Genomic DNA, 25,115 nt, shown 5'->3' with positions numbered 1-25,115 from the left:
CTGACCTGCGGGAACGCCTCGGATGGAAATGACAGGGGTGTCTTTTCGCAGGTCACCTCGGAGGTCGGCGTATCGACAGGCGCCGATCCGCCGCGAGGTCACAACTTGGTCACGGAGGGCCGTGGCGGGCGGCTCAGGTCGACCCGCCCGCCGCCGACGGCATCCGGTCCCCCCGGTCAGGGCCGTCGAGCTGGACGTTGATGCCCCTTCGCGTCCGGCGAAGGGGCACCAAGGTCCAGCTCGGCGAGGAGAGGCTCAGCGCAGACGGCGCTCGAAGCGGAGCTCGCCGTCCTCGTTGCTGCCGGCGGGAAGGAACCCGTTGCGCAGCAGCACCGCCTGGCTCGGCACGTTGTCGGGAAGCGTGTGGGCGACGACGAGCCGGATCCCGGCCGCGTGCGCCGCCGCCACCACTGCCGCCACGGCCTCGGAGGCGTAGCCCTGGTGCCGGGCGCCCTCGACGAGCCCGTAGCCGATCTCGACCGTCGCATCCGGCCCGGGCGGCCCGAAGAAGCCGACGCTGCCGACGGCCAGCCCGATCTCGCGCACGACGACGTGCCGGGGCAGCCACGGCAGGTCCTGCGGCCCCGGCGCCGGCAGGGCCGCCACGTGCCGGGCGACGTCGAGGTCGTCCTCGCGCGGGTAGCCCTCGGCCCAGCCGGGGAGCCGCCTGCCCTCCACCATGGCGGTGACGTCCTCACGGGTGAACACCGGCAGGTCCAGCCGGGCCGTGCGCACGGGCAGGTGGGACAAGGCGGCGGTCTCGGTGGCTCCAGTCACGCCCGCGAACCTAACGGTCCGCGCCCACACCCGCCGCAGGCTTTTCCCGCCAACCGCCCCGACAAACCTGCGCAACCTGCGCCGAGAGGGACGGTGGGGCCCAGACTCAGGCGGCGGGGACGCGCTCGCCGCGCAGCGCGGCATACATGGCGGGGTCCTGCTCACGCAGGTGGACCCGGGTGCGGCGCCGGTAGCGCAGGATCTGCACGACCCCCACGGCCCACACCAGGTACTGCACCGACATCGCCGCCTTGAACGAGCCGACGGTGTAGGTGGACGGACCGCCCGGCGCGACGTGGTCGAGGACGACACCGACCAGCGCCACCGTGGACAGCGCCGCGAAGAAGCCGCCGACGTTGACGATGCCGGTGGCACTGCCGATGCGGGTCGGCGGGTTGAACGTGCGGGCGAGGTCGAAGCCGACCATCGAACCGGGGCCGCCGACCGCCGTGACGACCACCAGCACCACGAGCAGCCACAGCGGCGCCCGGCCGGGCCAGAGCAGCACCGCGGTCCACACGGAGACGATCGCGGCGACGATCCACAGGATCAGCGTGGAGCGGGAGTAGGGCCAGCGGGTGACGAAGGTGCCGATGACCGGGCTGCACACGATCGTCGTGACGACCATGAGCCCCAGCAGGGTGCTCGCCGTGGCCTCGCTCAGGCCCTCACCCGAGACGAGGAACGGGAAGCCCCACAGCAGGGTGAAGACGTTCGCGCCGAACTGCGAGGAGAAGTGCGACCACAGCCCGAGCCGGGTGCCGGGGGTCTCCCAGGCCAGCCGCAGGGCCCGGGCCACGGCGCTCATCTTCAGCTCCTCGCGGTGGTGGTCCTCGTACGGCGAGTCGCGCACCACCACCAGCAGCAGGGCGCCGGCGACGACACCCAGCGAGGCGGCCAGGGCGAAGGAGCGGGTCCAGCCCAGCCCGTGCAGGGCCGCCGACAGGGGGCCGGCGGCTGCGAGCGCACCGAGCTGGCCGACCAGGCCGGTGACCTGGGTGACCATCGGGGTGCGGGCAGCGGGGAACCACAGGGCGACGAGCCGCAGCACGCTGATGAAGACCATCGCGTCGCCCATGCCGACGAACACCCGCGCCACCACGCCCTCGGCGAAGGTGTCGGCGAAGGCGAAGCCGAACTGCGCCAGCGTCATCAGGGTCAGCCCGATGGTCAGCATCCGCCGCGAGCCGAACCGGTCGAGGGCGGCCCCGACGGGGATCTGCATGCCGGCGTAGACGAACAGCTGGACCATCGTGAAGGTCGCCAGCTGCGCGGAGCTGATGTGGAACCGCTCCGCGGCCACCAGCCCGGCCACCCCCAGGGAGGTGCGGTGGAAGACGGCCAGCAGGTAGACCGCGATCGCGACGGTCCAGACCAGCCAGGCGCGGCGTCCGCCGAGCGGGTGCTTCAGGGTCGGGTCGGTCGGCTGCAGGTGCGCGGGCGGCGGGGTCACCGGGCCACCCCGGCCTGCTCGCGCGCGAGCTCGAGGTGCTCGCGCGTGGCTGCGAGGAAGGCTGCCTTGGTGCCCGAGCGCAGCAGCTCCAGCAGCTGCCGGTGCCCCTGCACGGCCTTGTCCATCCGGCCGTCGGCGACCCGCATGGCCGTGCTGGTCAGGCACATCTGGCGCTCCCGCAGCGAGCGGTACTGCCGGGTGAGGACGGCATTGCCGGCGCCGGCGACGATCCGTTCATGGAAGGCCCGGTCGGCCTCGCTGAACTCGGCCACCGCCCCGCGACGGCGGGCGTCCCGCATATGCTCCAGCAGCGCGGCGAGGTCGTCGAGCACCTCCTTGCGCCGTGCCCACACCCGGTCGGCGGCCCACTGCTCGATCAGCTCGCGCGCCTCCACGACGTCGCGCGCCTCCTCGGCCGAGACCGGTATGACGAGTGCGCCCTTCTTCGGGTAGAGCCGGACCAGGCCCTCTGCCTCCAGGCGCAGCAGCGCCTCACGCACCGGTGTCCGGGACACCCCCACGGCCTCGGCGACCTCGCCCTCGGTGACCAGGACTCCCCCGGCATGGGTGCCGTCGAGGATGGAGCGCTTGAGGTGGGCGTAGGTCCGCTCGGAGGCGGACGGCATACCCGAGGATGTGTCCATGATGCATCTATCTTAGATGCATCATGGACGTGCCCCGCACAGGGGACAGGGCGCCCACCCCCTCGGCGCGCGCCCTGTCGGCTCGTCTGGGCCGGGTCACCGGCCCGGGTCAGCGCAGGCTGAGCGTGACCCCGTCGGAGTAGGCGGAGTCGTGCAGCTCGACCGCGGCGGGGCGGGCCGACCGCGGGACGTCGTAGTAGACGTCGCCGCTGACCGACTCACCCGGCGCGACCTCCTGGTAGATCGTCTGCACCTTGTCGCCACCGTCGTAGATGCTCGCGGTGCTGTCGGCGGAGAACTTGTGCCCGCTGGCGTCGACGAGCAGCTGGTTGTCGGCGAAGAGCGACTGCGGCTGGTCGGCGACGTTCTCCACCGTCAGCGAGACCCGGCAGTACTGCCCGCGGGGTCGCTGACCGAAGCTCTCCGTGCCAACCGAGGACAGCCCGCAGGTCAGCCCGGTCACGTCGAACTCGAGCCGGCCGTCGCGCACCGTGGTCCGGTGCTCGGCCGCGGCGGCCTGCTGGCCCCGGACCGAGGCCTGCGAGCTGCCACCCGAGGCGGCGGCACTGACCACACCGGCCAGGACGATCGTGCCGACGACGGCGACGACACGGTTGCGGCGGTGGTGGCCCGGGTGCACGACGAAGGTGCGGTCGATGACCGGAGGACGCGCGGGCATGCGGGAAGGGCTCCTTGCAGACGGGCACAGGGCAGCGCGGAGCGCCGCAGGGCAGGCAGCTGGGGTCGGCCTCGGCACGTCACGTGCCCGGTGGCCGCCCCCATTGTGTGGGTTGGGTGCGCACCTGTCCGGCAGTTCGCCAGATTCCTCCGCGAAGCCGCGGGCAGGGCCCCTGCCCGGCCCGGACGCCGCGGCTCAGGTCGCGGGAGGGGCCGGCTCCAGACGCACGCAGCAGTGGCCGGGCTGCGGGGCCAGGCGGGCCACCATCCCGGTGTCGCCGAGGCCGTCGAGCAGGCCCTCGACCAGGTGGAGGTTCATGCCGCAGACCAGCGCCGTGTGCTCACGCGCGAGGTCGTGGAATGGGCAGTTGCGCAGGACCAGGTCCTCCCCCTCGGCCGCCGGCTCGAAGCCCAACCCCTCCAGGGCCCGGGTGACGGACCCGGACGCCTCGCGGGCGCCGACCCCGGCGCCCAACGCCCGGGAGCGGCGCTCGAGCACGAGCCGGGGTGGCTCCTGCGAGGCCTCGGCCTCCTCCACGGCCCCGGCGAGCAGCAGTCCGGCGAGGTCATAGCGACGTTCGGGCAACTGTACGGACACCTCGCGCGCGGAGCGCACGTAGAGCTTGGCCGGCCGTCCCGCCCCCGGTCCGACCCGGCCGGTGCGGCGCTCGAACAGCACGTCGAGGAGACCCTCGTCGGCCAGCCGGTCCAGGTGGAACGCGGCGGTCTGCCGCGGCAGCTCGAGGGCTGCCGCCGCCTCGTCGCGGCCGACGGGTCGCCCGGAGCGGGCGACGAAGTCGTAGAGGCGTCGCCGCGTCGGCTCGGCGAGCGCCGCGGCCGCATCGAGGTCGTCTCCCGGTCTGGTGTCCACGTCACCACTGTAAAACCCAACGGGGTTGACGGAAGAGAGATCCGGCTTCTAATTTCAAGAGAACCAGTTTTTAGAAAGGACCGCGACCATGACCTCCGCCGCCCCCGAGCCGTCCCCCACCCGCGCGCTGCCCACCGGGAGCGAGGCGCCTCGCCGGCTCCGCGTGGTGCACGGACGCGACGGCGTCGACCTGCCCGCGGCCGAGCGCGCGGTGGCGGACCTGCTGCGGGCCCTGGGCAAGGACCCGGCGACCGAGCATCTCACCGACACTCCTCGCCGGGTCGCCGAGTCGCTCACCGAGCTCATCACCCCGCGCGAGTTCGACCTGACCACCTTCCCCAACGAGGAGCGCTACGACGAGCTCGTGCTCGCCCGCGACATCCCGGTGCAGTCGCTCTGCGAGCACCACCTGCTGCCGTTCCGGGGTGTGGCGCACGTGGGCTACCTGCCCGGCCCGCGGCTGCTCGGGCTGTCCAAGCTCGCGCGCGTCGTCGAGCTGTTCGCCCGGGACCTGCAGGTGCAGGAGCGGCTGACCACCCAGGTCGCGGGGTGGCTGCAGGAGCACCTGGCCCCCAAGGGCGTCGGCGTGGTCATCGAGGCCGAGCACCTGTGCATGTCCTTGCGCGGCGTGCAGGCCACCGGCTCCCGCACGGTCACCTCGGCCGTGCACGGGCTGATCCGCGAGGACGCGCGGTCCCGGCAGGAGTTCTTTACGCTGGCACGAGGCTTCTGACCCCGCGTCCGACCCGGGCACCACCCAGGAAGTAGGGAACGCTGTGAGCACCCAGACCTTCGTCATCGTCGGCGCCAGCCTGGCCGGCGCCAAGGCCGCCGAGACCCTGCGCGAGGAGGGCTTCGACGGGCGGGTCGTCCTGCTCGGCGAGGAGACCGAGCGCCCCTACGAGCGCCCCGAGCTGTCCAAGGGCTTCCTGCTCGGCAAGAAGGAGGCGGACAAGCTCTACGTGCACCCGGCCGACTTCTATGCCGGTCACGACATCGAGCTGCGCACGTCGACCACGGTGACCGCGCTCGACCCCGGCGCCCACGAGGTCGTCCTCGACGACGGCGAACGGCTCGGCTACGACCGGCTGCTGCTGGCCACCGGCGCCTCCCCGCGCCGCTTCCCGGTCGCCGGCGCCGACCTGCCCGGGGTCGTCTACCTGCGCCGGATGGGCCAGTCGGCCGACCTGCGCACCGCCATCCAGGGCGCGTCCCGGGTGGTGGTCGTCGGCGCCGGCTGGATCGGCTCGGAGGTCGCGGCCTGCGCCCGGATGCTCGGCGCCGAGGTCTCGGTGGTCGCCCCCGAGGCGGTGCCGCTGGAGCGGGTGCTCGGGCCCGAGGTCGGCGCGGTCTACCGCGACCTGCACGCCGACAAGGGGGTCGACCTGCACCTGTCCACCGGCGTGGACCGGATCGAGGGGACGGACGCCGCGACCGGCGTGCGCACCTCCGACGGCACCCTCGTCGAGGGCGACCTCGTCGTCGTCGGGATCGGCGCGGCCCCGCGCGACGAGCTGGCCCGCGCAGCGGGGCTCGAGGTCGACAACGGGGTCCTGACCGACGAGCAGCTGCGCACCAGCGACCCCGACATCTACGCCGCCGGGGACGTCGCCAACGCCATGAACCCGTTCTACGGCAAGCGGATCCGCATCGAGCACTGGGCCAACGCCTTGAACCAGGGGCCGGCGGCGGCGCGCAACATGCTGGGTGCCGGCACGGCATACAGCAGGGTGCCGTACTTCTACTCCGACCAGTACGACTTCGGCATGGAGTACAACGGCTACGCCACCGAGTGGGACCGCATCGTGTTCCGCGGCGACCCGGCGAGCCGGGAGTTCCTCGCGTTCTGGGTGCGCGACGGCCAGGTGCTGGCGGGCATGAACGCCAACATCTGGGACCAGGCCGACGGGATCAAGGCGCTGGTGCGGTCCGGCGCCCGCGTCGACGTCGACCACCTGGCCGACCCATCCGTCGACCTCGGCGAGCTGCTGGGCTGAGCTGGGGGCTCCGCGGGGACCTTCGCCCCTGACCCGCCCGGGGGCCGGCGCAGGAGGCTGGAACCCCGAGGGGCGGAGGCCACCATGACCCGGACCATGCACCTGACGGTCGACATCTACGTCGACGAGCACGACGGCGACACCCGTGCGGAGGCACGGCTGCACCACCCGGACGGCCCGCTGCACACTGGCCACGGCACGGCGCGGCGCAAGCCCGGTGACGCCGACGTGGCCGAGATCGGCGACGAGGTGGCCATCTCCCGGGCCCTGGCCGACCTCGCCACCCAGCTGCTCGATGCCGCCTCGGGCGACATCTCGGCGGTCAGCGACAAGCCGGTGCACCTGAACCACTGACCGGTTCGGCTGACCTGCGCGGATGGGTCCCCGCTGAGCACTAGGCTTCGGCCGCCAGCGACGCACTTCCCAGGGGGACCCACGATGTCATCGCACGAGCCCGATCCCGCACGCCCTCCGGGCGACCCCACGGCCGCCGAACCGACGGCCACTGACCCGACGCCCGCCGAGCCGACGGCCGAGGTCGCACCCGCCCGGCGCCGGCGCGGCCCGGTCATCTGGGGCGTCGTCGCCCTCGCTGTCGTCGCCCTGGCCCTGACCGCGGCGGCGTTCGGCCTGAAGCTGATCGGCGGCGGCCCGCAGCCGGACACCCTCGTCCCGTCCACCGCCCTGGCCTACCTGCGGGTGGACACCGACCCCTCGCTCGGCCAGAAGGTCTCGGCGGTGCGGTTCCTGCAGAAGGTGCCGCAGGTCAAGGGCGCCGTGGACAGCGGTGACCCCCGCAAGCGTCTGGTGGACGCGCTGATCGAGCGCAGCGGCAAGAAGGACCTCAGCTACGCCAGGGACATCGAGCCCTGGCTCGGCGACCGGATCGCGGTTGCGGTCCTGCCGCCGAAGTCCGAGGGCGCCGACCCCGAGCCGCTCGTCGTGGTGCAGGTCAAGGACGAGGCCAAGGCCCGGGCCGGCATCGCCAAGCTGTCCGCCGGCGACACCGACAAGCCGGAGGTGACCTTCAAGGACGGCTACGCGCTGCTCACCTCGGCCGGCAACGGCAAGGCGGTCACCGCCGCCCTCGCCAAGGGCACCCTCGCCGACTCCACGACGTATGCCGGTGACGTCGCCGCCGTGGGCGACCAGGGCGTCGCCTCCGGCTGGGTCGACCTCGCCGCCCTCGCGAAGTACACCGGCGCGCTCTCCGGAGACAACGCCCCGGCGGCGCTGAGCACCTTCGGAGGCGACCTCAAGGGCGCCGGCCGCGCCGCGTTCGCGCTGCGCTTCGACGCCGACGCGATCGAGCTGGTGGGTGTCTCCCGGGGCGCCACGTCGGTCAAGAAGCCGACCGCGACCGCCGGCTCCACGATCACCCGGCTGCCCGCCGACACCGCCGTGGCACTGTCCGTCTCCGGCCTCGACCAGGCCATCGGGCAGAGCTGGGACGGCATCGTCAAGGGCATCGGCGCCCAGACCCCCGGTGAGGACGTCACCGGCGAGCTCAAGGCCATGGAGTCCCAGCTCGGCATCTCGCTGCCGGGCGACCTGCAGACCCTGCTGGGGCGCAACCTCGTCCTCGCCGTGCCCGACCAGGACTTCGCCTCCGGCGACAACCCGCAGTTCGGCGCCCGGGTGACCACCGACGCCTCCAGGGCCGACGCGGTCGTCACCCGCCTGGAGCGCCTAGCCCTCCAGTCCGGCGGCGAGCTGCCGATCGTCCACCAGGCCAAGGGCGACCAGTTCTACCTGGCCAGCTCCCGGGACTACCTCGGCAAGCTCACCGCTGACGGGACCCTCGGCGACAGCACGGCGTTCACCGCCGCGGTGCCGGACGCCAAGGACGCCCAGTACGTCCTCTTCGCCGACCTCGACCGGCTCGAGAAGAGCTACCTCGACCAGGTGCCGGCGCAGGACCGCGACCTGGTCAAGGCGCTGCGCGCGGTCGGCGCCTCCGGGTCGGTCACGGCCAACGGCGAGGCCCGGTTCACGCTGCGCGTCGTCGGCAACTGACGCCCGCACGGCGGTGCCCCGGAGCCTCTCGCTCCGGGGCACCGCCGTGTCCGGTCCGTCCGGTCAGGTCGCCGACGGGGCTCCCGGAGCCTCGACCGTCGGCTGCTCGGAGCTGCCGCCGACCGCGATCGGGATCCGGCGCGGCTTGGCCTCCTCGGCCACCGGCAGGCTCAGGCTCAGGACGCCGTCGGCGTAGGTCGCCTCGATCCGGTCGAGGTCGAGTCCGCGGCCCAGGGTGAGCTGGCGGACGAACGTGCCGGTCGGCCGCTCCTGGGCCAGCCACTCGACGTCCTCGGGCTGCGCCGAGCGCTGCGCGCGGATCGTCAGCGTGCGCCCGTCGACGCCGACGTCGACCGAGCCGGGGTCGGCCCCGGGCAGGTCGCACCGCAGCACGTAGTGGTCACCGGAGCGGAACAGGTCCACCGGCATCGACCGCATGGCCTGCCCCATGTCCGAGGCGCGGGAGAGCATGCGCTCGGTCAGGGTGTCGAGATCACGGAACGGGTCATAGCTGAACGCCACCACCAACACCTCCTCGTATGCCGTGCCACAGCCACGGCGGCTGCGGCCGGTGCGCGGCGAGCCAGGTCAGGCGCCGCCACGCCACCCCTTAGGCGTACCGCCGCAGCGGTGCGGCCGGCAGGGCCTGAGGGCCCGGCATACCGGTTTGTTCTTCGGCAAAGACGCGCGAGGTGCTCCGGATCGCGGGCGGCGAGCTGCGCGACGACCTCGCGCTGCTGACGCTGACCCGCTGACCGTGCATGAAGCGCGCCCGATCGGGGTACATGCCCGGCCAGCACGCTGATCGCCGGAGACGGAACTCGTGCTGGGGGGCGCGGCCGCAGGGGACGCGCCCCCGTCCATGTGCTCCGGCAGGCACCCCGGCCGCTCCCGCCCTAGGGTTTCGGCATGTGGCAGTACCACCGTGACGGGCTGACCTTCGACGTCCTCGACAGCGGGCCCCGTGAGGGGCAGCCGGTGCTGTTGCTGCACGGCTTCCCCCAGGACCACACCGCCTGGGACGCGGTCACCCCGCTGCTGCACGCCGCCGGCCTGCGCACCCTCGCGCCCGACCTTCGCGGCTACTCCCCGGGGGCCCGCCCCCGCAGCCGCGCGGCATACCGGATGGGTGAGATCACCGCCGACCTCGTCGCGCTGCTGGACGCGGCCGGGCTGGACCGCGCGCACGTCGTGGGGCACGACTGGGGCGGCAGCGCCGCGTGGTCACTGGCGGGCCGCCAGCCGCAGCGCGTGGCGTCGCTGACCGTGCTGTCCACCCCGCACCCGGCGGCGATGATGTGGGCCTGGACGCACACCCGGCAGGCGCTGGTCAGCTGGTACATGCTCGCCTTCCAGCTGCCCTGGCTGCCCGAGCAGGTCGTCGGTCCACGGCTGGCCGACTCCCTGCGCCGCAGCGGCGTCCCCGCCGAGCACGCCCAGCGGTATGCCGCCCGGCTGGCCGAGCCGGGTGCCCTCACCGCCGCGCTGGGCTGGTACCGCGGCATCCCGGCAACCCGCAAGGAGCCAGGCGGCGGCGGTCGCACCCGCGTGCCGACCACCTACGTGTGGGGCCGGCACGACTTCGCGCTCAGCCGGCCGGCAGCCGAGCGCACTGCCGGCTACGTCGCCGCGCCGTACGAGTTCGTCGAGCTCGACGCCGGCCACTGGTTGCCCGAGAACGAGCCGCAGGCCGTGGCCGACGCCGTCGTGGCGCGAGTGCACAGCGCGCCCGGCCCGGCCTGACCGGGCCCGGCCGGACGGTTCGCGCTCAGACCTGCGTGTGGGCCGGTGCCGGCACCAGCGAGGCGCCCCAGGCCTGGGCGCGCGCCCGCTCGCCCTTGGTCAGCGGCCCCTCGGTGCCTTCCACGACGAAACCTTGCGGCGGGGCCACCATCTCGTAGCCGTGGTGACGCAGCTTGCGGGCGATGCCGTGCGCGGCGCCCCCGGCCAGGTGCGAGCCCAGCCGCGTGTCGAACGCGGCGGCCCGGTGCCCGGCACCCACCTTGGCCAGCGAGGCGAACCACTCCCGCAGGCCGGGCCCCTCGGCGCCGGGCTCGAGGTCGAGGTGCTGGCCGTGGGACTCGGCCTTCTTCTCCTCCCCCGCCAGGCCCGACTGCCGGGTGCGCTCGGAGCTCATGCGCAACGCGTGGGTGGGGCCGCCGACGATGAGCAGGTCGACCGCCGCGCTGTCCGCGGCCTCGGCCTCGCCGGCCCGCACCAGTCGGACCCTTGCGTGCTGGTCGGCGTGGCGCACCCCCTCGGCGATCGCCTCGGCGACGGCGTGGGTGTTGCCGAACAGGCTCTCGTAGATGATCACTGCCTCCATGGCGGCACCTCCTCACAGAAGCCTTGACGTGCGCCGACGCGCCGGGCAGGGCACATGGTCCTCAGGTGCCCTCTGAGGACAGGCCTCGCGTGGCCGAGGTCACCGGGACCGCTCACCGCAGGTGCCAGCTCCCGCCCGGGGCACCCCGCGTCCTGGCGCCGGAGACGCGCTCGATGCCCGGGTTCACAGGTTCGCGGCTAGAATCGGGGGCCAGTCCCCCCTGCGCGGGCGGCTCACCGCCGCCCGACGGGCCTGTTCGTGCCGGTCCGTCATGTGTCGCTCCCGTGCGGCCCGCTCCCCCGACGCCGAGGACTCTCGACGCCCGTGAAACGCCTGCCCACCCTGATCGTCTCCGCCCTGGCCGCGCTCGCGCTCAACGCGACGCCAGCCGTCGCCCACAGCCTGTCCGAGGACACGGACGCGCTGCCCACGATGACCGGCCAGCCGGCCGGCCAGGTGCTGATGTCCGACCACCGCGGGCAGGGGCGAGTGATCGAGGCGTTCGGGGACATCGACCACGCCGACCACATCGTCGTGCTGGTCCCCGGGGTCGGCTGGAACGCCGCGGCCCTGCTCGACGAGTCCGAGGCCACCCGTCGTCACCCGGCCGTGCAGGCACGAGGCATCCTCGCCGAGGCTCAGAAGCTCGACCCGCACAGCCGCACTGCCGTGGTCGTGTGGCTGGACTACGACGCTCCGTCGACCGTCGACCTCGACGCCGCCGAGTCGACCCGCGCCGTCCAGGGCGCACCCCGCCTGGCCGCCTTCGTCAACATGGAGGCGAAGCGCGCCGACGTGAGCGTGGTGTGCCACAGCTACGGTGCCGTCGTCTGCGCGCACGCCGCCTCCCGGATGAACGCCCGCGACATCGTCGCCGTCGGCGCCCCGGGGATGGACGTCTCCACGGTCGGCCAGCTGCACGCCCGCGGCCGGGTGTGGGCCGGCACCGCGCCGGACGACCCGATCTCGATGGTTCCGCACACCACGATCGGCGACATCGGGCACGGCGCCGACCCGACCGACCCCGGCTTCGGCGCCCTGCACCTGCCGACGGGCACCTCGCACGGCCACAACGGCTACTTCACGCCGGGCACGCTGTCCCTGGTCAACATCACCCGCATCGCGCTGGGCCGCTTCAACCTGGTCGGCAACCGCTGAGGTCCTGAACCCCGCAGACAGGTCGGCAGTCTGGCGGTCCTGACCCGGAGGAGGGTCAGGGGAGGCGGACCGCGCTCAGGCGCGCTCGACGGCTCCGGCCCAGACCCACGTCTCGAAGACGTGCGGCGGGGCACCCCAACGCACCCGCACCGCCCGCTTGGTCCACGCGACGGCCACCGCCGGGACCAGCTCCTCGACGCCGTCCTCCCAGACCACCCACGCGCGCACCCGCGCCGGCTGGGCGGCTGTGGTCACGTCGAGCTGCCCGAGCTGCTCGGGCGCCAGCGAGCGCGGCTGCCGGCCGGCGAGGCGGGGGACGTCGGTCATGGCCCCAGCGTATCGAACACCTGTCCTATCCGGTGGGGGTCCCCGACGCGCCGGGCGGCCGTCCCACCGGCGGGACCCCGCCTTGCGCGGCGGGTCGGGGCGCCGGAAGCATGGGCGCGGCCACCCGCCGACGGCCGGTGGGCACCCGAAGACCAACCCCCGAAAGGCGAGAGCCCCGTGCTGCAGACCGACCACTACATCCGCTTCGAACGGGTCGACTCGGTGGAGGAGACCCCGCGCGGGCTGCTCGCCGGGCTGCACCGTGAGCAGCTGCGCGTCGAGCTGGTGGCCGACGACGTGGTGCGGGTCAAGATCAGCCGGGGTGGGGTGTTCGACGAGTCGCCAACGTTCGCGGTGTGCACCGACCCGCTCTCGCGGCCGGTGGACTTCCGTGTCGAACGCGACGAGGACCGGGTCCGGGTCATCACCTCCTCGATGGTGGTCTCCCTGTGGCTCGACCCGTTCCGCCTCGACGTGCACCGCGCCGACGGCACACCGGTCGTCGAGACCGCCGCCGACGAGCACGGCCGTTACTGGGCCTACGCCACGCTGAACGACTCGTTCACGCTGCGCCGCCGGTGCCGCCAGGAGGACGCCGTCTTCGGCCTGGGCGAGAAGTCGGGCCGGCACAACCGCAAGGGCCGGGACTTCACCCTGTGGAACACCGACGTGCTCAACGAGCACGAGACGGCCGAGTTCACGGCGGGAAAGGAGCCGGGCGACCCGCGCGGTGACCGCACCAGCGTCGACTTCGACCCCTTCTACGTGTCGATCCCGTTCTTCTACCACCAGAGCTACCCGGCGGGGACCATGGCGGCCTCGTTCGTCGACAACGGCTACCGGGGCAGCTACGAGTTCTCCGCGAAGGACGAGTACCGCATCAGCTTCGCCGGCGGGCAGTACACCGAGTACATCTTCGCCGGGCCGGACATGCCGGCGATCCTGCGCGACTACACCTGGCTGACCGGGCGCACCGCTCCCCCGCCGCTGTGGTCGCTGGGCTACCACCAGTGCCGCTGGTTCGACTACAGCCAGGACGCCGTGGAGGCCATCGGCAAGCGGCACCGCGACCACGACATCCCCTGCGACGCGTTGTGGCTCGACATCGAGTACATGGACGGCTACCGCGTCTTCACGTGGAACAAGGAGCGCTTCCCCGACGCGCCGGGGATGCTGGCGCGGCTGTCCGAGGAGGGCTACCGGGTCATCACTATCATCGATCCGGGAGTGAAGTTCGACCCCGGCTACGAGGTGTTCGACCAGGGCCTGGAACGGGACGTCTTCTGCAAGACCGAGGGCGGGGACACCTACATCGGCCAGGTCTGGCCGGGCAACACGGCCTTCCCCGACTTCGTCACCGAGGAAGCCCGCGCCTGGTGGGGCGAGCTCAACGCCGCCCACGTGCAGTCCGGACTGGCCGGCATCTGGAACGACATGAACGAGCCGGCCACGGGGTCGATCCGCGCGAACACGATGCGGTTCTGCAACGGGCAGTACTCCCACGAGCGCTACCACAACCAGTACGCCCTGCTCATGGCCATGGGCACCACCGAGGGCCTGCTCAAGGCGATGCCGGAGCAGCGCACGTTCATCCTGTCGCGGGCCGGCTTCGCCGGGATCCAGCGCTATGCCGCCAACTGGATGGGCGACAACTTCTCCCGCTGGGACCACCTGTGGCTGGGCGTGGCGATGGGCTCGGGCTTCGGCATCTCCGGGCAGGCGTTCGTCGGCGCCGACATCGGCGGCTTCGCCGGCAACTCCAACGCCGAGCTGTTCCTGCGGTGGATGCAGTACGGCACGCTGACGCCGTTCTGCCGCAACCACTCCGAGATCGGCAACGTCGACCAGTACGCCTGGGCGTTCGGCGACGCGGTGCAGGACATCGTCCGTGCGGCAGTCAAGCTGCGCTACCGGCTGATGCCCTACATCTACTCGGCGTTCATCCGCGCGTCCGAGACCGGCGAACCGGTGCAGCGCCCGCTGGTCTTCGACCACCAGTACGACGCCACGGTGCGCGACCTCGACGACCAGTACCTCTTCGGCACCGACCTGCTCGTCGCCCCCGTGCTCGAGCCCGGCGCCACCTCCCGGCAGGTCTACCTGCCCGCCGGCGACTGGCACGACTGGCACACCGGCGAGGTCCTCACCGGGTCTCGCTTCTTCGTCGCCCCGACGCCGATGGACCGCATCCCGATCTACGCCCGCGGCGGCGCGGTCATCCCGATGTGGGCTCAGGCGCCGGCGACCACCAAGGACCACCACCCCGACGTGGTCGAGCTGCACGTGTTCGTGCCACAGACCGACGGAACCCACACCTCGCGGCTGGTCGAGGACGACGGGCTGACCTTCGCCGCGCGCGAGGGCGCCTGCTACGACACGACGTTCACGCTCACCCGCTCCGGCGGCACGGTGACGGTGGACGCCTCGGTCGAAGGCCAGGGCTACCCGGAGTTCGCCCGTCAGGCGTTCCACCTCGTCGTCCACGGTGCGACACCGTCGGCCGTGACCGTCGATGGCGCGGAGGTCGCGGCGACCGACGGTGGCTTCCGGATCCCCAACAGCGGCAACGGCTTCCGCGCCTCGTTTGAGGTCTGACCACCCCTCGGTATGCCGTGCCCCTCACCTCCCAGCGGAGGTGAGGGGCACGGCATACCCGGCGTGCTTGCGGCAGCTACTCGGGCAGGAGCGTCCCCAGCGGACCGAGGTCGAGGTTGAGGTCGGCCGCGGTCAGGCCGAAGCGCTCGCGCAGCTCCCGCATGGCCTCCTCGAGCCGCATCAGGCCCAGGCCGAGGGCCTCGGTCTGCTCGTCGGTCAGGTCACCGTGCTCGACCCGGCGCAGGGCCTGCCGCTCCATGAGCTGGCGGATGAGCTCGACCACGGTCAGCACCAGGCGCACCAGGTCACGTTCGACCGAGTCCGCGTCGGTCTCCAGCCGGGGGCCGAACAGGGCGTGCTCAGTCATGCACCGCCTCCTCCAGCGCTGCGCTCGCGGTGGCGACGAGGGCCCGCAGGCTCACCCGCACCAGGTCCACCCCGGCCATCGAGATCGTGACCTCACCCGCGAGCACGACCCCCGTGCCGATGAGCCGGTCGAGCAGGTCGACCAGGGTCACGTTGCCGAGCACCGGCGTGGACGGCTCCGAGCGCGCCAGCGTGGTGGTCATGTCGCCTCCAGCGTGACGAACGAGTACGGCGGCCAGGGGCCGGTCAGCTCCAGCTCGAGGTCGGGGTGGTCGGCGGCGATGGCGGCGACGTGGCTGCGGAACTGCTCCGTGGCCCCTGCGTCGACGAGGTAGGCGCCGTTGAGGACCATCTGCCCGGCGTGCCCCGACAGCCGCGGGTCCTGGACCGGGTGCCGCCGGCTGGCCACCGCACCCCCGGACAGCCGGTGGTGCACCTGCTCCACCGCCGCGGCCAGGGCCTGCGAGCGCGACTCGCGTCGCTGCGAGTCAGCCTTCAGCTTCTGCAGGTAGGCCGCGCCGGCGCCCGCAGCGGACGACGCGGCCGGGACCGATGCCGGCACCCCGGCCTGCTGGTTCTGGGGCTGGTAGACCTTGACGCCGAGCTCGCTGCACCCGTCGACGCGCGCCAGCGCCTCGAGCACCTGCGCACGCCAGCTGCTCACCCGGTCGACGACGGCGGCATCGTCGAAGTAGACAGTGGCCAGGCTCACCGGGGCGACGGGTCCCCGACGGAAGCACTCCGCCACGACGGCGTTGTGGGCACGCGCCACCGCCTCGACCCACTGCAGGTCCTCGAGGTTGTGCCGCAGCCCCTCCTCGCCGAACTCGGTGAGCGGTACCGAGCTGACGACCGCGCCGAGCTCGCCGGCGTCGAGCAACCGCACCTCGCTGCCGCCGACCCCGGGGGAACCGGCGAGGCCGGCGCCGTCCTCGCGGCGGCAGATGGCGTAGAGGTAGACGCCCTGCTCAGTCATCCCTGGCCTCCAACCCCTCGATCCGGCGGCGCAGGTCGTCGTTCTCCTCCGCCAGCTCCCGGGCGTGGGAGCTGAGCGTCGGGTCGCTGCGCCACCAGTCGATGCCCATCTCCGAGGCCTTGTCGACCGAGACCACGATGAGCCGGATCTTCACGGTGAGCAGCTCGATGTCGAGCAGGTTCACCTTGATGTCGCCCGCGATCACGATGCCCTTGTCGAGGACCCGCTCGAGGATGTCCGCAAGGTTGGCGGGTTGGGGCGCGCTGGCGATGGCCGGCCCCATGTCGCGCCGGGCACCGTTGCGGGCAGCCGGTGCGGTCATCGGCTGGTCACTCATCGACGGTCCGCCCCCGGGTGTAGCGACGGGTGCGCTCGTAGCTGCGCAGCGACCCGTCATCGTCGGCGTGGACCTCGTAGATGGCCAGGATGTCCGTCGAGTCGGGGATCCGCCGGCTCTCGACCACCTCGATCCCGACGACCCAGCCGTCGTCGTCGCGGCCGAGCCGGACGATGCTCTCGGGCTCCTTGCCGGTCAGGTCCTCGAGCTCGTCGGCGACCATGGTGGCCACCTCCCGCGCCGAGGGGCGTGAGCTCCGGCGCTCCGGCTCCGGCTCCCGCTCCCGGGTGCCCTCCTGCTCCCGCTCCTGGTCGGGCTCGCGGCTGGACGCCTCGTCCGAACGTGCCCGCGAGGGCGAGCCCGTCCTGCCCTCCGGCGGCGTGGACCGGGCGGCTGTCCTCTTCGCGGCTGTCCTCGTGGTGGCCGGCTTCCTGGCAGCGGACTTCGTCGTGGACTTCTTCGCAGCCGCCTTCTTCGTCGCCGCGGTCTTCTTCGCCGCGCCCGTGCCGGACGGGGCTTCGCCCTCCGTCGACCGTGGTGAGCCGGTGCTCCTGCGTTGTGTCGGCATGGCTCAGCCTCCTTCCTGGCGCCGCCGGCCCTCGAGGAGCCGCTGCACGAGCTGCTCCTCCTCGGCCTGCGCCGCCTCCTCGTCGATGGCGCCTTCCTGGCGCAAGCGGTCGATCTCCTCGAGCCGGGCCCGGATGGCGGCCGGGTCGTAGTACTGCTCCTCGGCCGCGGCCAGCAGCTGCTCGGCCACCCACACCGTGCCGCGGACCGGCGCGAGGGGCAGGGTGATCAGCCCGGTGAACAAGCCCAACGTCACACCCCGTCCGAGGCGAAGTCGTACGGCGCCATGGGCCCGAGCAGCTGCAGGTCCACCCGCCCGGCCATCTGCTCCGCCACGGCCTGCGCGTGTGCCTCGAAGTCGGCGGCAGCGCGCTCGTCCACGAGCACAGCCAGGTCGAGCAGCCCGTCGAGGCCACCGGAGGGCCGGACGGACCACCGCTGGGCGTGGGGGTGCAGCGCTTCCAGCATGGCCTCGCGATCTGCGGCGCGCTTGGACTCGATCGCCTGCGAGACGAGCTCCCCGAGGCGAACCCGTTCGGGCATGGCGGCGTCGTCCGGGAGGTCACGGGTGCGGGCTCGCAGCTCACGCACCTGCGGGTGCTCCGCGACGACCTCGCCCAGCACGGTGTCGAGGACGTAGCGCGCCCGGAGCAGCAGCTGGACGTGTCCGTCGAGCTGCTCCAGCGCCGCGATGAGGTGGTCCTGGTCCGTCGCGAGCAGCTCGTCCACGACGGCCTCGTCGGACACCACGACGGTGCCGAAGCGCAGCGGCAGCACGGAGCACCGCGCGGCCACGGCGTCGAGCACGCGGGCGTGCGCCCGCACGAACCGGGATGCGGGGACGTCGCCGACCTCCGGGACGGCCTCCACCACGGCGGCGAGCTCTCCGTGCACGATCACCGTGACCGCCTCGCCGGTGGCCCCGGCGAGGTCGGTCACGGCGCCTGACCCGTCGCCGGCGCGGACCACGCCGTAGACGTACCACTCCGTCGCGGTCTCGACGGCGGTGGGGGCCGGGGCTGTGTGCGTCATTCCTGCTCCGCCCGGCGACGGGTGCGCGAGCCCGAGCTGCTGGAGCTGCGCCGCCGCGGCCGCTCCTCGTCCTCGCCATCGCCACCGGTGAGCGCCTTCTTGGCGCCGGAGATGACGCCATGGGTCTTCGCGCTGGCGGCGCTCGAGCCCATGTCCTCGACAAGCTCGGGGAGGGTCTGTCCGCCTTGCTGGTAGAGGTCGAGGCGGTTGGTGGCCTCGGCGAACCGCAGGTAGGTGTCGACGCTGGCGATGACGATGCGCGCGTCGATGGTCAGGATCTCGATGCCGACCAGCGAGACACGCACGTAGGCGTCGATGACGATCCCCTTGTCGAGGATGATGTCGAGGACGTCGGCAAGGCCGCTGGGCGAGGGCCGGCTGAGGTAGCCGCCCTGGTTTCGGGGAGATGTGGTCGCGACGGTCATGGGTGCTCAGTGACTCCTGGCTGTTCGTGACTGGCTACGGCGGCGGGACGGGCGGGACGGTGGCTCCTCCTCGGGCTCCTCTTCCTCGTACTCGTCCTCGGGCTCCTCTTCCTCGCCTTCTTCCTCGTCGCCCTCTTCATCCTCGTACTCCTCGTACTCGTCCTCGGGGCCTTCCTCTTCCTCTTCCTCCTCCTCTGGCTCCTCTTCCTCGTCGCCCTCTTCGTCCTCGTACTCCTCGTACTCGTCCTCGGGGCCTTCCTCTCCCTCTTCCTCCTCCGGCTCCTCTTCCTCGCCTTCCTCTTCGCCCTCGTACTCGTCGTACTCGCCCTCGGGCTCCTCCTCGCCCTCCTCGTAGCCCTCCTGCTGCTCGCGCTCCTCCTCCTCGAGTGCCTCCTCGTGGGTCTTGACGACCTCGCCGTCGCGAATCTCGCCGCGCCAGCCCTCGACCTCGTCGGGGTGCAGGATGGTCTCGGTCATCGCGTGGCGCCGGAAGTGCTTGAACTCCAGGCGGGTCCGGCGGCCGACGGCGCGCCAGATGTTGCCGGTGCGCTCGAACAACCCCTGCGGGTGGTACTCGAGGACCAGCAGCACCCGGGTCAGCTCCGGGGACAGCTCGTGGAAGGTGACGGCACCGTCGGCATACCCCTTCTGGCCGCTGGAGCGCCAGACGATCCGCGAGTCGGGGACTTGCTCGAGGATCGTGGACTCCCACGTCCGGTGCGACCACCAGACCTGGGCCTTCCACTTGATCTTGTCGTCCTCGATCTGCTCGACCGCCTCCACCTTCTTCATGAAGCTGGGGAACTGCTGGAACTCGGTCCACTGGTTGTAGACGACGCGCACGGGCAGGCCGATGTCGATCTCCTCGATGATGTTGGTGACCTTGGGGCCCTTGCCGCCTTCCTTGCCGCCACCCCCGCCGCCGGTGACGGCGTCCTTGGCCTTGTCCACCAGGCCCTTGGCGCCGCCCTTGAGCGCTCCCATCACCGGGGACTTGCCCTCCGCGGCGGCCTTGGCGCCCTCCTTGACGGCCCTGCTCTTCATGCCGCCGCTCTCGGTGAACTCGGTGAGCCGGTCGGTGAGGCCGCCGATCCGGTCCTCGGCGCTGGAGACCGCCTTGTCCCCGAGCGCCTTGACCATGTTGCCCGCCTCGTCCTTGAGCCGGTCCATGGGCAGCTGCTTGAGGATGCCGCTCATCGCTCCGCCCGACGCACTACGTGCCGTGTCCGTCATGGCGCTCACCTACCCGACGACCGGCTCGAGGAGGCGGTCTTCTTCGCCGCGGTCTTCTTGGCCGCCGTCTTCTTGGCCGCTGTCTTCTTCGCTGCGGTCTTCTTGGCCGCACCCTTCTTCGCTGCGGTCTTCTTCGCAGGACCGGCTGAGCGCTGGCCGCTGTCGGCGGCCTTGCGGGCTGCTCCCGTGGTGCTCTTGGCGGCAGGTCGCGCGGCCTTCTTCGCCGGGGCGGACGCCTTCTTGGCTTCGCGCCGGGCCGGACGTGCCGTCTCCTCGGCCCTGCGGCGTGGCCGTCCAGGGCGGCGTCCGCCGGCCCTGGAGGGCCGCTTGGCCGTCACCTCTTCGGGCTCCTCGGCCTCCTCCTCGGCCTCCTCCTCGCCCTCTTCAGGCTCCTCTTCGGGCTCCTCCTCGCCCTCTTCAGGCTCCTCCTCCGCCCACTCCTCTTCCTCGTCCCACTCCTCCGGCTCCTCCTCGCCCTGACCGGCCGGAAGCACGCCACGCAACCCTTCGCTGCGGTCGCGCAGGCTGTCGCTGACGCGGTTGAGCCGGCTGCTGGCCGCGACGACCGCCGCGTCCTTGGCTGCGTCGAAGAGCTTGCCGCGGACCTGCTCGGTCAGCTTCGCCAGCTCGGGCGAGGACTTGGCCAGCTCACCGCCACGGCGCAGGAGATCGGTTGGACTGGCCTCCAGCCGTTTGCCCGCCAGGAGGCCGGCCACGGTGATCGCCAGCCTCATCTTCTTCGTCCGGCCCAACAAGTAGCCGGCAGCTATTGCGGTTGCTGTTCTGGTTGTGTTGTCCACGTCTGCCTCCTCAGGACGGCCCCCTGCCCCGTGCCGGAGCAGTTCAAACGCAAACGCGGGCCGAGATGTCACTGGTGTGCTGCGCGCCGACAGCCTTGCGGGGGTGCTTCGCCCGCGACCCGCCCGGGGCTGAGGCGTGCCATGAGACGACGTCGTCACAGCCGCGCCGGGCTCTGCAGACGGCCGCACATGGCTCGCCCAGCCTCCCGAGAACGGCGCACCGACGGCTCCGCCGGAACGCGTAGTTCGGCGGCGCCGTTCACGCCGGCAGGCAGCGACGACCGCGTGTCCCGTGGTGGACCGTGCCGGTCCCCGGGAGGGGGCGACACGGCATACCGGTATGCCGCCCGGGCACCGTGGCGAGCGCGCACGATGGCCCGGGTGCAGAATCGAGCCGGACCGCCGGATCGTCACGGCGGCACCCTGAGGTGGTGCGACATGGACGCCGGGCCGGTGGTGGTGGGAGTCGTGGCCGTCGCGTTCTGGGGCTACTGCCTCTGGGACTTCACCCACACCGACGAGCGCGACATGAGGACCTTCACCCGGCCCGTGTGGGTGGTCGTCCTGGTGCTGGGAAGCACGCTGGGCGCCTTGTTGTGGTTCTTCGCAGGGCGGCCCCTGCCGCCGCGTCGCTGACCCCCTTCAGCGGGCGTGGTGCTTGACCTCCTGGACGGCCCAGGTGTTGCCGTCGGGGTCGTCGAAGTAGATGAACGTGCCGTAGTCGGCGTGGTTCGGCTCCACGCCCGGCGTCATCTGGCCATCGAGGAAGTGCTGCGGGCCGCTGTTGTCGATGCCACGCTCCTGGAGCATCGCGTGGGCCTTCTCGATGTCGTCCACGACCAGGTGCGCGCCCTTGAGCGACCCCGGCGCGACGCCACCGCCGAGTCCGGTGCCGAAGACGATCGAGCAGGCGGAGCCCGGAGGCGTCACCTGGATCACCCGGAAGTGCTCGTGGGGGGCGAAGTCGGTGTCCAGCCGGAAGCCCAGCCTGTCGACGTAGAACTCCCGCGCGCGCTCCACGTCGCTGACGGGCGCGATGACGACTTCGAGCTTCCAGTCCATGACGGTCCTCCTCGGTTGGGGCCCACTGTTGCAGGCTCCTCGTCAGGTGGAACGCCGGACGCGGGCAGAACTCATCGGTGAGTCGATGCGCTCGGCACTCGCCGCCGCGGTCAGCGGGCCGGGTGCACCTCGGGGTGCACGTCGGGGCAGTACATCCGCCCGCGCAGGGAGTCGTCGAAGACGTGGGCGCGCAGCGGCTGACCACAGGCGTCGCAGGTCCACTCCCGGGTGCGCCTGAGCGGCGTCGGGGGCGCGTCGATGGCGGTCACCTGCGCGCCACCGAAGAGGGGCTTGAGACGTCGCTCCAGTCGCGCGAACAGTCCGGACGACGTGCCGGGAGTACGGTCCATGGATCCTTCACCTGTTGCATCGTTAGTGCACTAATCATTAGTGTACGAACCATCGGATGCCCTGTCGAACCGGAGGTGGCGTTGGAACGCGCGGACGCGACGCAGGAGCCCGACCTGCTCGCCCTCGACCAGCAGGTCTGCTTTGCCCTGGCAGTGGCCTCGCGCAACGTCATCGCTCTCTACCGCCCGATTCTGGAGCCCTTGGGCCTGACCCACCCGCAGTACCTCGTGATGCTGGCGCTGTGGGGCACCTCGCCCTTCACCGTCCGCGAGCTCGGCCGCCTGCTCAGCCTCGAGCCGGCGACCCTGTCCCCGCTGCTCAAGCGGTTGGAGGCGCTGGGCCTGGTCACGCGTGGCCGGCACCCCCGCGACGACCGGGCGCTTGCCGTCGACCTCACCGAGGAGGGCCGACGCCTGCGGGAGAAGGCCCTCGCGGTGCCTCCGCAGGTGATCGAGCGGCTGGGCATGAGCATCGAGGAGCTGCAGGGCCTGCACGCGGCGCTCACCCGGGTCATCGAGGCGACCCGCGGGTAGCCCGCCAGCCAGCGCACCTCGTAGCAGCGCCCCATGGTCCGCACAGGTCGGCCACAGTCGGCGTCGCGAAGGTCTTCAGCACAGGCCTCGCCACTGGCCGGGCACACACGACCAGACAGGAGCATCACCGTGCGCAACACCCGACTCATCACCGCGGCCTCCGGCATCCTCGCCGCCGCCGCCGGCCTCGTCGCCGGAGGGGCGGCGCTGGCCAACGCGTCAACGCCCGCGAGCGCCCCGGCGGCCACCGGGTACTACTCCACCAATGCCGGCCCGCAGGGCCCGGGCCAGGGCCGCGGATCCAACGACACCCCGGTCACCGGCACCGAGCTCACCAACGTCAAGGACGCCGTGAAGGCCAAGGACTCGGCCATCACGGTCACCCAGGTCCGCAAGGACCCCGACGGCTCCTACGACGTGTTCGGCACCAAGTCCGGCTCACCGGTGATGCTCGAGGTCAGCAAAGACCTCAAGACCATCACCAGCGGCCACGCCGGTGGGCACGGTGGGCCCGGGGGCGCGGGCGGTCCCGGCCGTGGCTCCAACGACACCCCGGTCACGGGGAGCGCGCTGACGACGGTCAAGGACGCCGTGAAGGCCAAGGACTCGGCCATCACGGTCACCCAGGTCCGCAAGGACCCCGACGGCTCCTACGACGTGTTCGGCACCAAGTCCGGCTCACCGGTGATGCTCGAGGTCAGCAAGGACCTCAAGACGATCTCGGTGAACAGCCACGGCCCGGGCAACGGTCCGGGCGATGTTCCGGGGGCTGCTGTGCCCCCCGCTGGCCAGGTCAGCTGAGACGTCGGCCAGGTCGGCTGGCACCGGCAGAGTCCGCCCGTCCCGGCCCCCTGGGCGGGCGAACCGCATGTCTGGTGCCGTGGCCCTGGCACGGACCGCGGGCCGTCATGAGGGGTTGCGGACAGGCCCCTTGCGGCGCTTGCCCTGCCAGGTCCGCTGCGACTCACCCCGTCGACGGACTGCGCCACCCCGCCTGACCGGTCAGACTGAGGGCGTTCGCGAGCAGACGCGAGGGGGTCGGTCATGGCAGAGGAGGGCATGCCCAGGCGGGCCGAGGTGCTCGGTATCGCCGGGCGGTTCGCAGTCGCCATGGCGGGGGTCGCGGTCGGCTGGTACCTCACCGGCGAGGTCTTCATCGCGGTGACGACACTGACGCCCGGCTGGCTCGTCGGACTGGCCACCTGCCTTGCCGCGTGGCTGCTTCGACGACGGCCCTGGCTGAACGCCCTCGCCCTCGGTCTGGCCATCGGGTCGACTCTGGTCTGCACCATGATGACGGCCCTGTCCTACGTGTCGGCCGAGCTGGGCTGAGCACGCCCCGGAGCTGACGCTCGGCAGACACGTCGGGCCCTCCGCGCGTCGCCGTCGCGTGCCGCGTGCTCGACCCCCACGTCCTCTAGCGTGCGCGACATGACTGAGCTCGAAGTGCAGATCCGCATGCCGATCGACCCGGCCGACTCGGCGTGGCTGGTGGAGCTTGACGAGATGGTCGTGACGATGGGCGAGACGCTGGAGTCGCAGGAGGCGGGCTTCGTCGACGACGCCGAGGAGGAGGGGCCCGAGATCTGCTTCTACGCCTACGGTCCCGACCAGGACCGGGTGATCGCGATCGCCCGCGGTGTGCTGGCCGACTTCGATCGCCTCGAGCGGGCCTACGCCGTCAAGACTGCTCCGGGCAGCGAGGACACCGGCGAGGGTGTGCGCGTCTCGTTCGAGCCCTGAGCCCTCATCTCTGCCACCAGCGGCCTGAGACACCTGGACAAGAAACCGCCCTGACATGGCGCGAAGGACGACGTCCGGGACTGCCGATGAGCGGCAGAGCGATCACGATTCAGGCGCGATCTGCATTGTGGCCCTCGATCGCTTTCGCTCGGCGAAGGATCTCGTCGACGACGTGGGCAAGCGGTGCGGTGGCGTCGATCAGGATGCCATTCTTGGGGGTGTCTTCTTTGGTGTGATGCAGTCGCACGATGAGATCGCGCTCCGATGGCTGAGCGCCGAACTCGTCCCCGGCTCGTTGATCGAGTCGCCGGTTCAAAGTGTCCGGGTCGATCTCAAGGACGAAGACGCCGTCGAACAGATCCTGGAATTTCGAGAAGTTGCGCGAGCCGCCACAGAAGAAGGTGAAGTGGTCGCTCTCGTCGGCGACCAAGGCTCGGACTCTGTCCACGTGCCAGATGTGATGCCAGTGCGACGGCAAGCCGTCCGTCGGCTCACCCGTTTCCGGGTCCCCCTGATAGGCCAGGTCGGTGTCACCATTGATGGCGTGGAAGCCACGGCGGCGTAGTTCCTTGCAGACCGACGTCTTGCCGGTGCCCGAGACGCCCTCGATCAGGTAGTTCTGCATGCCCATCGCTGGACGGTATCCGGCCATCTGGCGCGGGATCATGCGCATTTCGATGTGCGCCGCCCGCTGAGCCTCCCACGACCGCTCATGGCACCCCTTTGTGTCAAGACACCGCCGGGAGGGCCGGTTTAGGCTGACTGTTGGCGGGTCCGGGAAGTGGCTTATCCGAAGAGCCGATGTCCGGGGTCAGGTCGGTCACGCTGGATTGCAGAGTCGTCCCCGA

General features: G+C 71.9%; 33 protein-coding genes. 12 read left to right on the top strand and 21 right to left on the bottom strand.

Translation table 11 applies throughout. The features are described from left to right. Positions 1–255: 255 nt before the first annotated feature. The 5 genes from VF825_RS09805 to VF825_RS09785 form a co-directional block, all read right to left on the bottom strand. Positions 256–777 (bottom strand): GNAT family N-acetyltransferase, encoded by a 522-nt coding sequence (locus tag VF825_RS09805; protein ID WP_331112697.1) that lies wholly within the window; start codon positions 775–777, stop codon positions 256–258. Positions 778–883: 106 nt separating this feature from the next. Next, entirely contained in the window at positions 884–2,230 is a 1,347-nt protein-coding gene (locus VF825_RS09800; RefSeq protein WP_331112695.1) for an MFS transporter, read from the bottom strand. After that, complete coding sequence (locus tag VF825_RS09795; protein WP_331112693.1) at positions 2,227–2,874, bottom strand: GntR family transcriptional regulator; 648 nt, start codon at positions 2,872–2,874, stop codon at positions 2,227–2,229. The genes VF825_RS09800 and VF825_RS09795 overlap by 4 nt, the downstream gene beginning before the upstream one ends. A 109-nt stretch (positions 2,875–2,983) precedes the next feature. Continuing rightward, complete coding sequence (locus VF825_RS09790; protein ID WP_331112691.1) at positions 2,984–3,553, bottom strand: DUF4352 domain-containing protein; 570 nt, start codon at positions 3,551–3,553, stop codon at positions 2,984–2,986. A 195-nt stretch (positions 3,554–3,748) separates the two neighbouring features. Then, positions 3,749–4,423: a helix-turn-helix transcriptional regulator gene (locus tag VF825_RS09785; RefSeq protein ID WP_331112689.1), complete on the bottom strand. Its 675-nt coding sequence runs from the start codon at positions 4,421–4,423 to the stop codon at positions 3,749–3,751. Positions 4,424–4,511: 88 nt separating this feature from the next. On the opposite strand from VF825_RS09785, the gene folE reads away from it, so the two are divergent. The 4 genes from folE (at position 4,512) to VF825_RS09765 (ending at position 8,436) form a co-directional block, all read left to right on the top strand. After that, positions 4,512–5,156, top strand: coding sequence for a GTP cyclohydrolase I FolE (gene folE / locus VF825_RS09780; RefSeq protein ID WP_331112687.1), 645 nt, complete (start codon positions 4,512–4,514; stop codon positions 5,154–5,156). Positions 5,157–5,199: 43 nt separating this feature from the next. Then, entirely contained in the window at positions 5,200–6,420 is a 1,221-nt protein-coding gene (locus tag VF825_RS09775; protein ID WP_331112685.1) for an NAD(P)/FAD-dependent oxidoreductase, read from the top strand. An 84-nt stretch (positions 6,421–6,504) separates the two neighbouring features. Beyond that, a complete protein-coding gene (locus VF825_RS09770) occupies positions 6,505–6,774 on the top strand; it encodes a DUF1876 domain-containing protein (RefSeq protein WP_331112683.1) in 270 nt (89 codons plus the stop codon). A gap of 84 nt (positions 6,775–6,858) precedes the next feature. Next, entirely contained in the window at positions 6,859–8,436 is a 1,578-nt protein-coding gene (locus tag VF825_RS09765) for a DUF3352 domain-containing protein (RefSeq protein ID WP_331112681.1), read from the top strand. Positions 8,437–8,499: 63 nt separating this feature from the next. Here the strand turns inward: VF825_RS09765 and VF825_RS09760 are convergent, their stop codons facing one another. Beyond that, the gene (locus VF825_RS09760) at positions 8,500–8,958 is read right to left on the bottom strand and encodes an Hsp20/alpha crystallin family protein (RefSeq protein WP_331112679.1); all 459 of its coding nucleotides are present in this window, start codon (positions 8,956–8,958) and stop codon (positions 8,500–8,502) included. Positions 8,959–9,345: 387 nt separating this feature from the next. Here VF825_RS09760 and VF825_RS09755 point away from each other — a divergent pair, with 387 nt between their 5' ends. Further along, complete coding sequence (locus tag VF825_RS09755; RefSeq protein ID WP_331112677.1) at positions 9,346–10,179, top strand: alpha/beta fold hydrolase; 834 nt, start codon at positions 9,346–9,348, stop codon at positions 10,177–10,179. A gap of 25 nt (positions 10,180–10,204) precedes the next feature. Here the strand turns inward: VF825_RS09755 and VF825_RS09750 are convergent, their stop codons facing one another. Beyond that, positions 10,205–10,762 carry a flavodoxin/nitric oxide synthase gene (locus VF825_RS09750; RefSeq protein WP_331112675.1) on the bottom strand — a complete coding sequence of 186 codons (558 nt, stop codon included), beginning with the start codon at positions 10,760–10,762 and terminating at the stop codon, positions 10,205–10,207. Positions 10,763–11,086: 324 nt separating this feature from the next. On the opposite strand from VF825_RS09750, the gene VF825_RS09745 reads away from it, so the two are divergent. Next, positions 11,087–11,920 (top strand): alpha/beta hydrolase, encoded by an 834-nt coding sequence (locus VF825_RS09745; protein ID WP_331112674.1) that lies wholly within the window; start codon positions 11,087–11,089, stop codon positions 11,918–11,920. 75 nt (positions 11,921–11,995) lie between these two features. Here the strand turns inward: VF825_RS09745 and VF825_RS09740 are convergent, their stop codons facing one another. Further along, positions 11,996–12,247, bottom strand: coding sequence for a hypothetical protein (locus VF825_RS09740; RefSeq protein WP_141786802.1), 252 nt, complete (start codon positions 12,245–12,247; stop codon positions 11,996–11,998). A gap of 177 nt (positions 12,248–12,424) precedes the next feature. On the opposite strand from VF825_RS09740, the gene VF825_RS09735 reads away from it, so the two are divergent. Continuing rightward, entirely contained in the window at positions 12,425–14,842 is a 2,418-nt protein-coding gene (locus tag VF825_RS09735; protein WP_331112671.1) for a glycoside hydrolase family 31 protein, read from the top strand. Positions 14,843–14,918: 76 nt separating this feature from the next. On the opposite strand, the gene VF825_RS09730 is transcribed toward VF825_RS09735, so the two are convergent. The 10 genes from VF825_RS09730 to VF825_RS09685 are packed head-to-tail and all read right to left on the bottom strand — an operon-like array spanning position 14,919 to position 20,578. After that, positions 14,919–15,209, bottom strand: coding sequence for a gas vesicle protein K (locus VF825_RS09730; RefSeq protein ID WP_331112669.1), 291 nt, complete (start codon positions 15,207–15,209; stop codon positions 14,919–14,921). Beyond that, complete coding sequence (locus VF825_RS09725) at positions 15,202–15,411, bottom strand: gas vesicle protein (RefSeq protein WP_331112667.1); 210 nt, start codon at positions 15,409–15,411, stop codon at positions 15,202–15,204. Before VF825_RS09725 ends, VF825_RS09730 begins: the two co-directional genes overlap by 8 nt. After that, the gene (locus VF825_RS09720) at positions 15,408–16,184 is read right to left on the bottom strand and encodes a GvpL/GvpF family gas vesicle protein (protein ID WP_331112665.1); all 777 of its coding nucleotides are present in this window, start codon (positions 16,182–16,184) and stop codon (positions 15,408–15,410) included. The genes VF825_RS09725 and VF825_RS09720 overlap by 4 nt, the downstream gene beginning before the upstream one ends. After that, the gene (locus VF825_RS09715; RefSeq protein ID WP_331112663.1) at positions 16,177–16,521 is read right to left on the bottom strand and encodes a gas vesicle protein; all 345 of its coding nucleotides are present in this window, start codon (positions 16,519–16,521) and stop codon (positions 16,177–16,179) included. Before VF825_RS09715 ends, VF825_RS09720 begins: the two co-directional genes overlap by 8 nt. Then, complete coding sequence (gvpO, locus tag VF825_RS09710; protein WP_331112661.1) at positions 16,514–17,089, bottom strand: gas vesicle protein GvpO; 576 nt, start codon at positions 17,087–17,089, stop codon at positions 16,514–16,516. The genes VF825_RS09715 and gvpO overlap by 8 nt, the downstream gene beginning before the upstream one ends. Before the next feature lie 3 nt (positions 17,090–17,092). Further along, positions 17,093–17,344, bottom strand: coding sequence for a gas vesicle protein GvpG (locus tag VF825_RS09705; protein WP_331112659.1), 252 nt, complete (start codon positions 17,342–17,344; stop codon positions 17,093–17,095). After that, entirely contained in the window at positions 17,341–18,120 is a 780-nt protein-coding gene (locus VF825_RS09700; RefSeq protein ID WP_331112657.1) for a GvpL/GvpF family gas vesicle protein, read from the bottom strand. Before VF825_RS09700 ends, VF825_RS09705 begins: the two co-directional genes overlap by 4 nt. Beyond that, complete coding sequence (gene gvpJ, locus VF825_RS09695; RefSeq protein ID WP_331112655.1) at positions 18,117–18,545, bottom strand: gas vesicle protein GvpJ; 429 nt, start codon at positions 18,543–18,545, stop codon at positions 18,117–18,119. The genes VF825_RS09700 and gvpJ overlap by 4 nt, the downstream gene beginning before the upstream one ends. Positions 18,546–18,551: 6 nt before the next feature. Continuing rightward, the gene (locus VF825_RS09690) at positions 18,552–19,742 is read right to left on the bottom strand and encodes an SRPBCC family protein (RefSeq protein ID WP_331112653.1); all 1,191 of its coding nucleotides are present in this window, start codon (positions 19,740–19,742) and stop codon (positions 18,552–18,554) included. Between the two features lie 41 nt (positions 19,743–19,783). Continuing rightward, on the bottom strand, positions 19,784–20,578 hold the full coding sequence (locus VF825_RS09685; protein ID WP_331112651.1) for a hypothetical protein: 795 nt from the start codon (positions 20,576–20,578) through the stop codon (positions 19,784–19,786). Positions 20,579–21,016: 438 nt separating this feature from the next. Between VF825_RS09685 and VF825_RS09680 the strand changes: the two genes are divergently transcribed. Then, positions 21,017–21,214 carry a PLDc N-terminal domain-containing protein gene (locus VF825_RS09680; RefSeq protein ID WP_331112648.1) on the top strand — a complete coding sequence of 66 codons (198 nt, stop codon included), beginning with the start codon at positions 21,017–21,019 and terminating at the stop codon, positions 21,212–21,214. A 6-nt stretch (positions 21,215–21,220) separates the two neighbouring features. Here VF825_RS09680 and VF825_RS09675 read toward each other — a convergent pair whose 3' ends face one another. Then, positions 21,221–21,640: a VOC family protein gene (locus VF825_RS09675; RefSeq protein ID WP_331112646.1), complete on the bottom strand. Its 420-nt coding sequence runs from the start codon at positions 21,638–21,640 to the stop codon at positions 21,221–21,223. Positions 21,641–21,750: 110 nt separating this feature from the next. Next, complete coding sequence (locus tag VF825_RS09670; protein ID WP_331112644.1) at positions 21,751–21,990, bottom strand: hypothetical protein; 240 nt, start codon at positions 21,988–21,990, stop codon at positions 21,751–21,753. 81 nt (positions 21,991–22,071) lie between these two features. Here VF825_RS09670 and VF825_RS09665 point away from each other — a divergent pair, with 81 nt between their 5' ends. From VF825_RS09665 to VF825_RS09650, 4 genes are all read left to right on the top strand, one after another. Continuing rightward, positions 22,072–22,524 carry a MarR family transcriptional regulator gene (locus VF825_RS09665; RefSeq protein WP_331112642.1) on the top strand — a complete coding sequence of 151 codons (453 nt, stop codon included), beginning with the start codon at positions 22,072–22,074 and terminating at the stop codon, positions 22,522–22,524. Positions 22,525–22,653: 129 nt separating this feature from the next. Continuing rightward, a complete protein-coding gene (locus VF825_RS09660) occupies positions 22,654–23,325 on the top strand; it encodes a hypothetical protein (RefSeq protein WP_331112640.1) in 672 nt (223 codons plus the stop codon). Positions 23,326–23,568: 243 nt separating this feature from the next. Further along, the gene (locus VF825_RS09655; RefSeq protein WP_331112638.1) at positions 23,569–23,856 is read left to right on the top strand and encodes a hypothetical protein; all 288 of its coding nucleotides are present in this window, start codon (positions 23,569–23,571) and stop codon (positions 23,854–23,856) included. A 99-nt stretch (positions 23,857–23,955) separates the two neighbouring features. Then, positions 23,956–24,267, top strand: a complete 312-nt coding sequence (locus VF825_RS09650) for a hypothetical protein (protein WP_331112636.1) — start codon at positions 23,956–23,958, stop codon at positions 24,265–24,267. Positions 24,268–24,376: 109 nt separating this feature from the next. On the opposite strand, the gene VF825_RS09645 is transcribed toward VF825_RS09650, so the two are convergent. Further along, positions 24,377–24,898, bottom strand: coding sequence for an AAA family ATPase (locus tag VF825_RS09645; RefSeq protein ID WP_331112634.1), 522 nt, complete (start codon positions 24,896–24,898; stop codon positions 24,377–24,379). Between the last annotated feature and the right edge of the window lie 217 nt (positions 24,899–25,115).

The organism is Oryzihumus sp. (assembly GCF_036391795.1).
Taxonomy (GTDB): Bacteria; Actinomycetota; Actinomycetes; order Actinomycetales; family Dermatophilaceae; genus Oryzihumus.
Note: the sequence above shows the minus strand (reverse complement) of the source record. Positions and strands in the feature narration are given on the sequence as shown.

Coding starts and splice junctions, on each gene's coding strand:
- VF825_RS09765 (WP_331112681.1), top strand. CDS start 6,859: ATGTCATCGCACGAGCCCGATCCCGCACGCCCTCCGGGCGACCCCACG.
- VF825_RS09720 (WP_331112665.1), bottom strand. CDS start 16,184: ATGACTGAGCAGGGCGTCTACCTCTACGCCATCTGCCGCCGCGAGGAC.
- VF825_RS09675 (WP_331112646.1), bottom strand. CDS start 21,640: ATGGACTGGAAGCTCGAAGTCGTCATCGCGCCCGTCAGCGACGTGGAG.
- VF825_RS09790 (WP_331112691.1), bottom strand. CDS start 3,553: ATGCCCGCGCGTCCTCCGGTCATCGACCGCACCTTCGTCGTGCACCCG.
- VF825_RS09730 (WP_331112669.1), bottom strand. CDS start 15,209: ATGACTGAGCACGCCCTGTTCGGCCCCCGGCTGGAGACCGACGCGGAC.
- VF825_RS09715 (WP_331112663.1), bottom strand. CDS start 16,521: ATGAGTGACCAGCCGATGACCGCACCGGCTGCCCGCAACGGTGCCCGG.
- VF825_RS09770 (WP_331112683.1), top strand. CDS start 6,505: ATGACCCGGACCATGCACCTGACGGTCGACATCTACGTCGACGAGCAC.
- VF825_RS09645 (WP_331112634.1), bottom strand. CDS start 24,898: ATGGGCATGCAGAACTACCTGATCGAGGGCGTCTCGGGCACCGGCAAG.
- VF825_RS09655 (WP_331112638.1), top strand. CDS start 23,569: ATGGCAGAGGAGGGCATGCCCAGGCGGGCCGAGGTGCTCGGTATCGCC.
- VF825_RS09725 (WP_331112667.1), bottom strand. CDS start 15,411: ATGACCACCACGCTGGCGCGCTCGGAGCCGTCCACGCCGGTGCTCGGC.
- VF825_RS09795 (WP_331112693.1), bottom strand. CDS start 2,874: ATGGACACATCCTCGGGTATGCCGTCCGCCTCCGAGCGGACCTACGCC.
- gvpO (WP_331112661.1), bottom strand. CDS start 17,089: ATGCCGACACAACGCAGGAGCACCGGCTCACCACGGTCGACGGAGGGC.
- folE (WP_331112687.1), top strand. CDS start 4,512: ATGACCTCCGCCGCCCCCGAGCCGTCCCCCACCCGCGCGCTGCCCACC.
- VF825_RS09680 (WP_331112648.1), top strand. CDS start 21,017: ATGGACGCCGGGCCGGTGGTGGTGGGAGTCGTGGCCGTCGCGTTCTGG.
- VF825_RS09690 (WP_331112653.1), bottom strand. CDS start 19,742: ATGAGCGGCATCCTCAAGCAGCTGCCCATGGACCGGCTCAAGGACGAG.
- VF825_RS09650 (WP_331112636.1), top strand. CDS start 23,956: ATGACTGAGCTCGAAGTGCAGATCCGCATGCCGATCGACCCGGCCGAC.
- VF825_RS09670 (WP_331112644.1), bottom strand. CDS start 21,990: ATGGACCGTACTCCCGGCACGTCGTCCGGACTGTTCGCGCGACTGGAG.
- VF825_RS09700 (WP_331112657.1), bottom strand. CDS start 18,120: ATGACGCACACAGCCCCGGCCCCCACCGCCGTCGAGACCGCGACGGAG.
- gvpJ (WP_331112655.1), bottom strand. CDS start 18,545: ATGACCGTCGCGACCACATCTCCCCGAAACCAGGGCGGCTACCTCAGC.
- VF825_RS09755 (WP_331112677.1), top strand. CDS start 9,346: ATGTGGCAGTACCACCGTGACGGGCTGACCTTCGACGTCCTCGACAGC.
- VF825_RS09750 (WP_331112675.1), bottom strand. CDS start 10,762: ATGGAGGCAGTGATCATCTACGAGAGCCTGTTCGGCAACACCCACGCC.
- VF825_RS09740 (WP_141786802.1), bottom strand. CDS start 12,247: ATGACCGACGTCCCCCGCCTCGCCGGCCGGCAGCCGCGCTCGCTGGCG.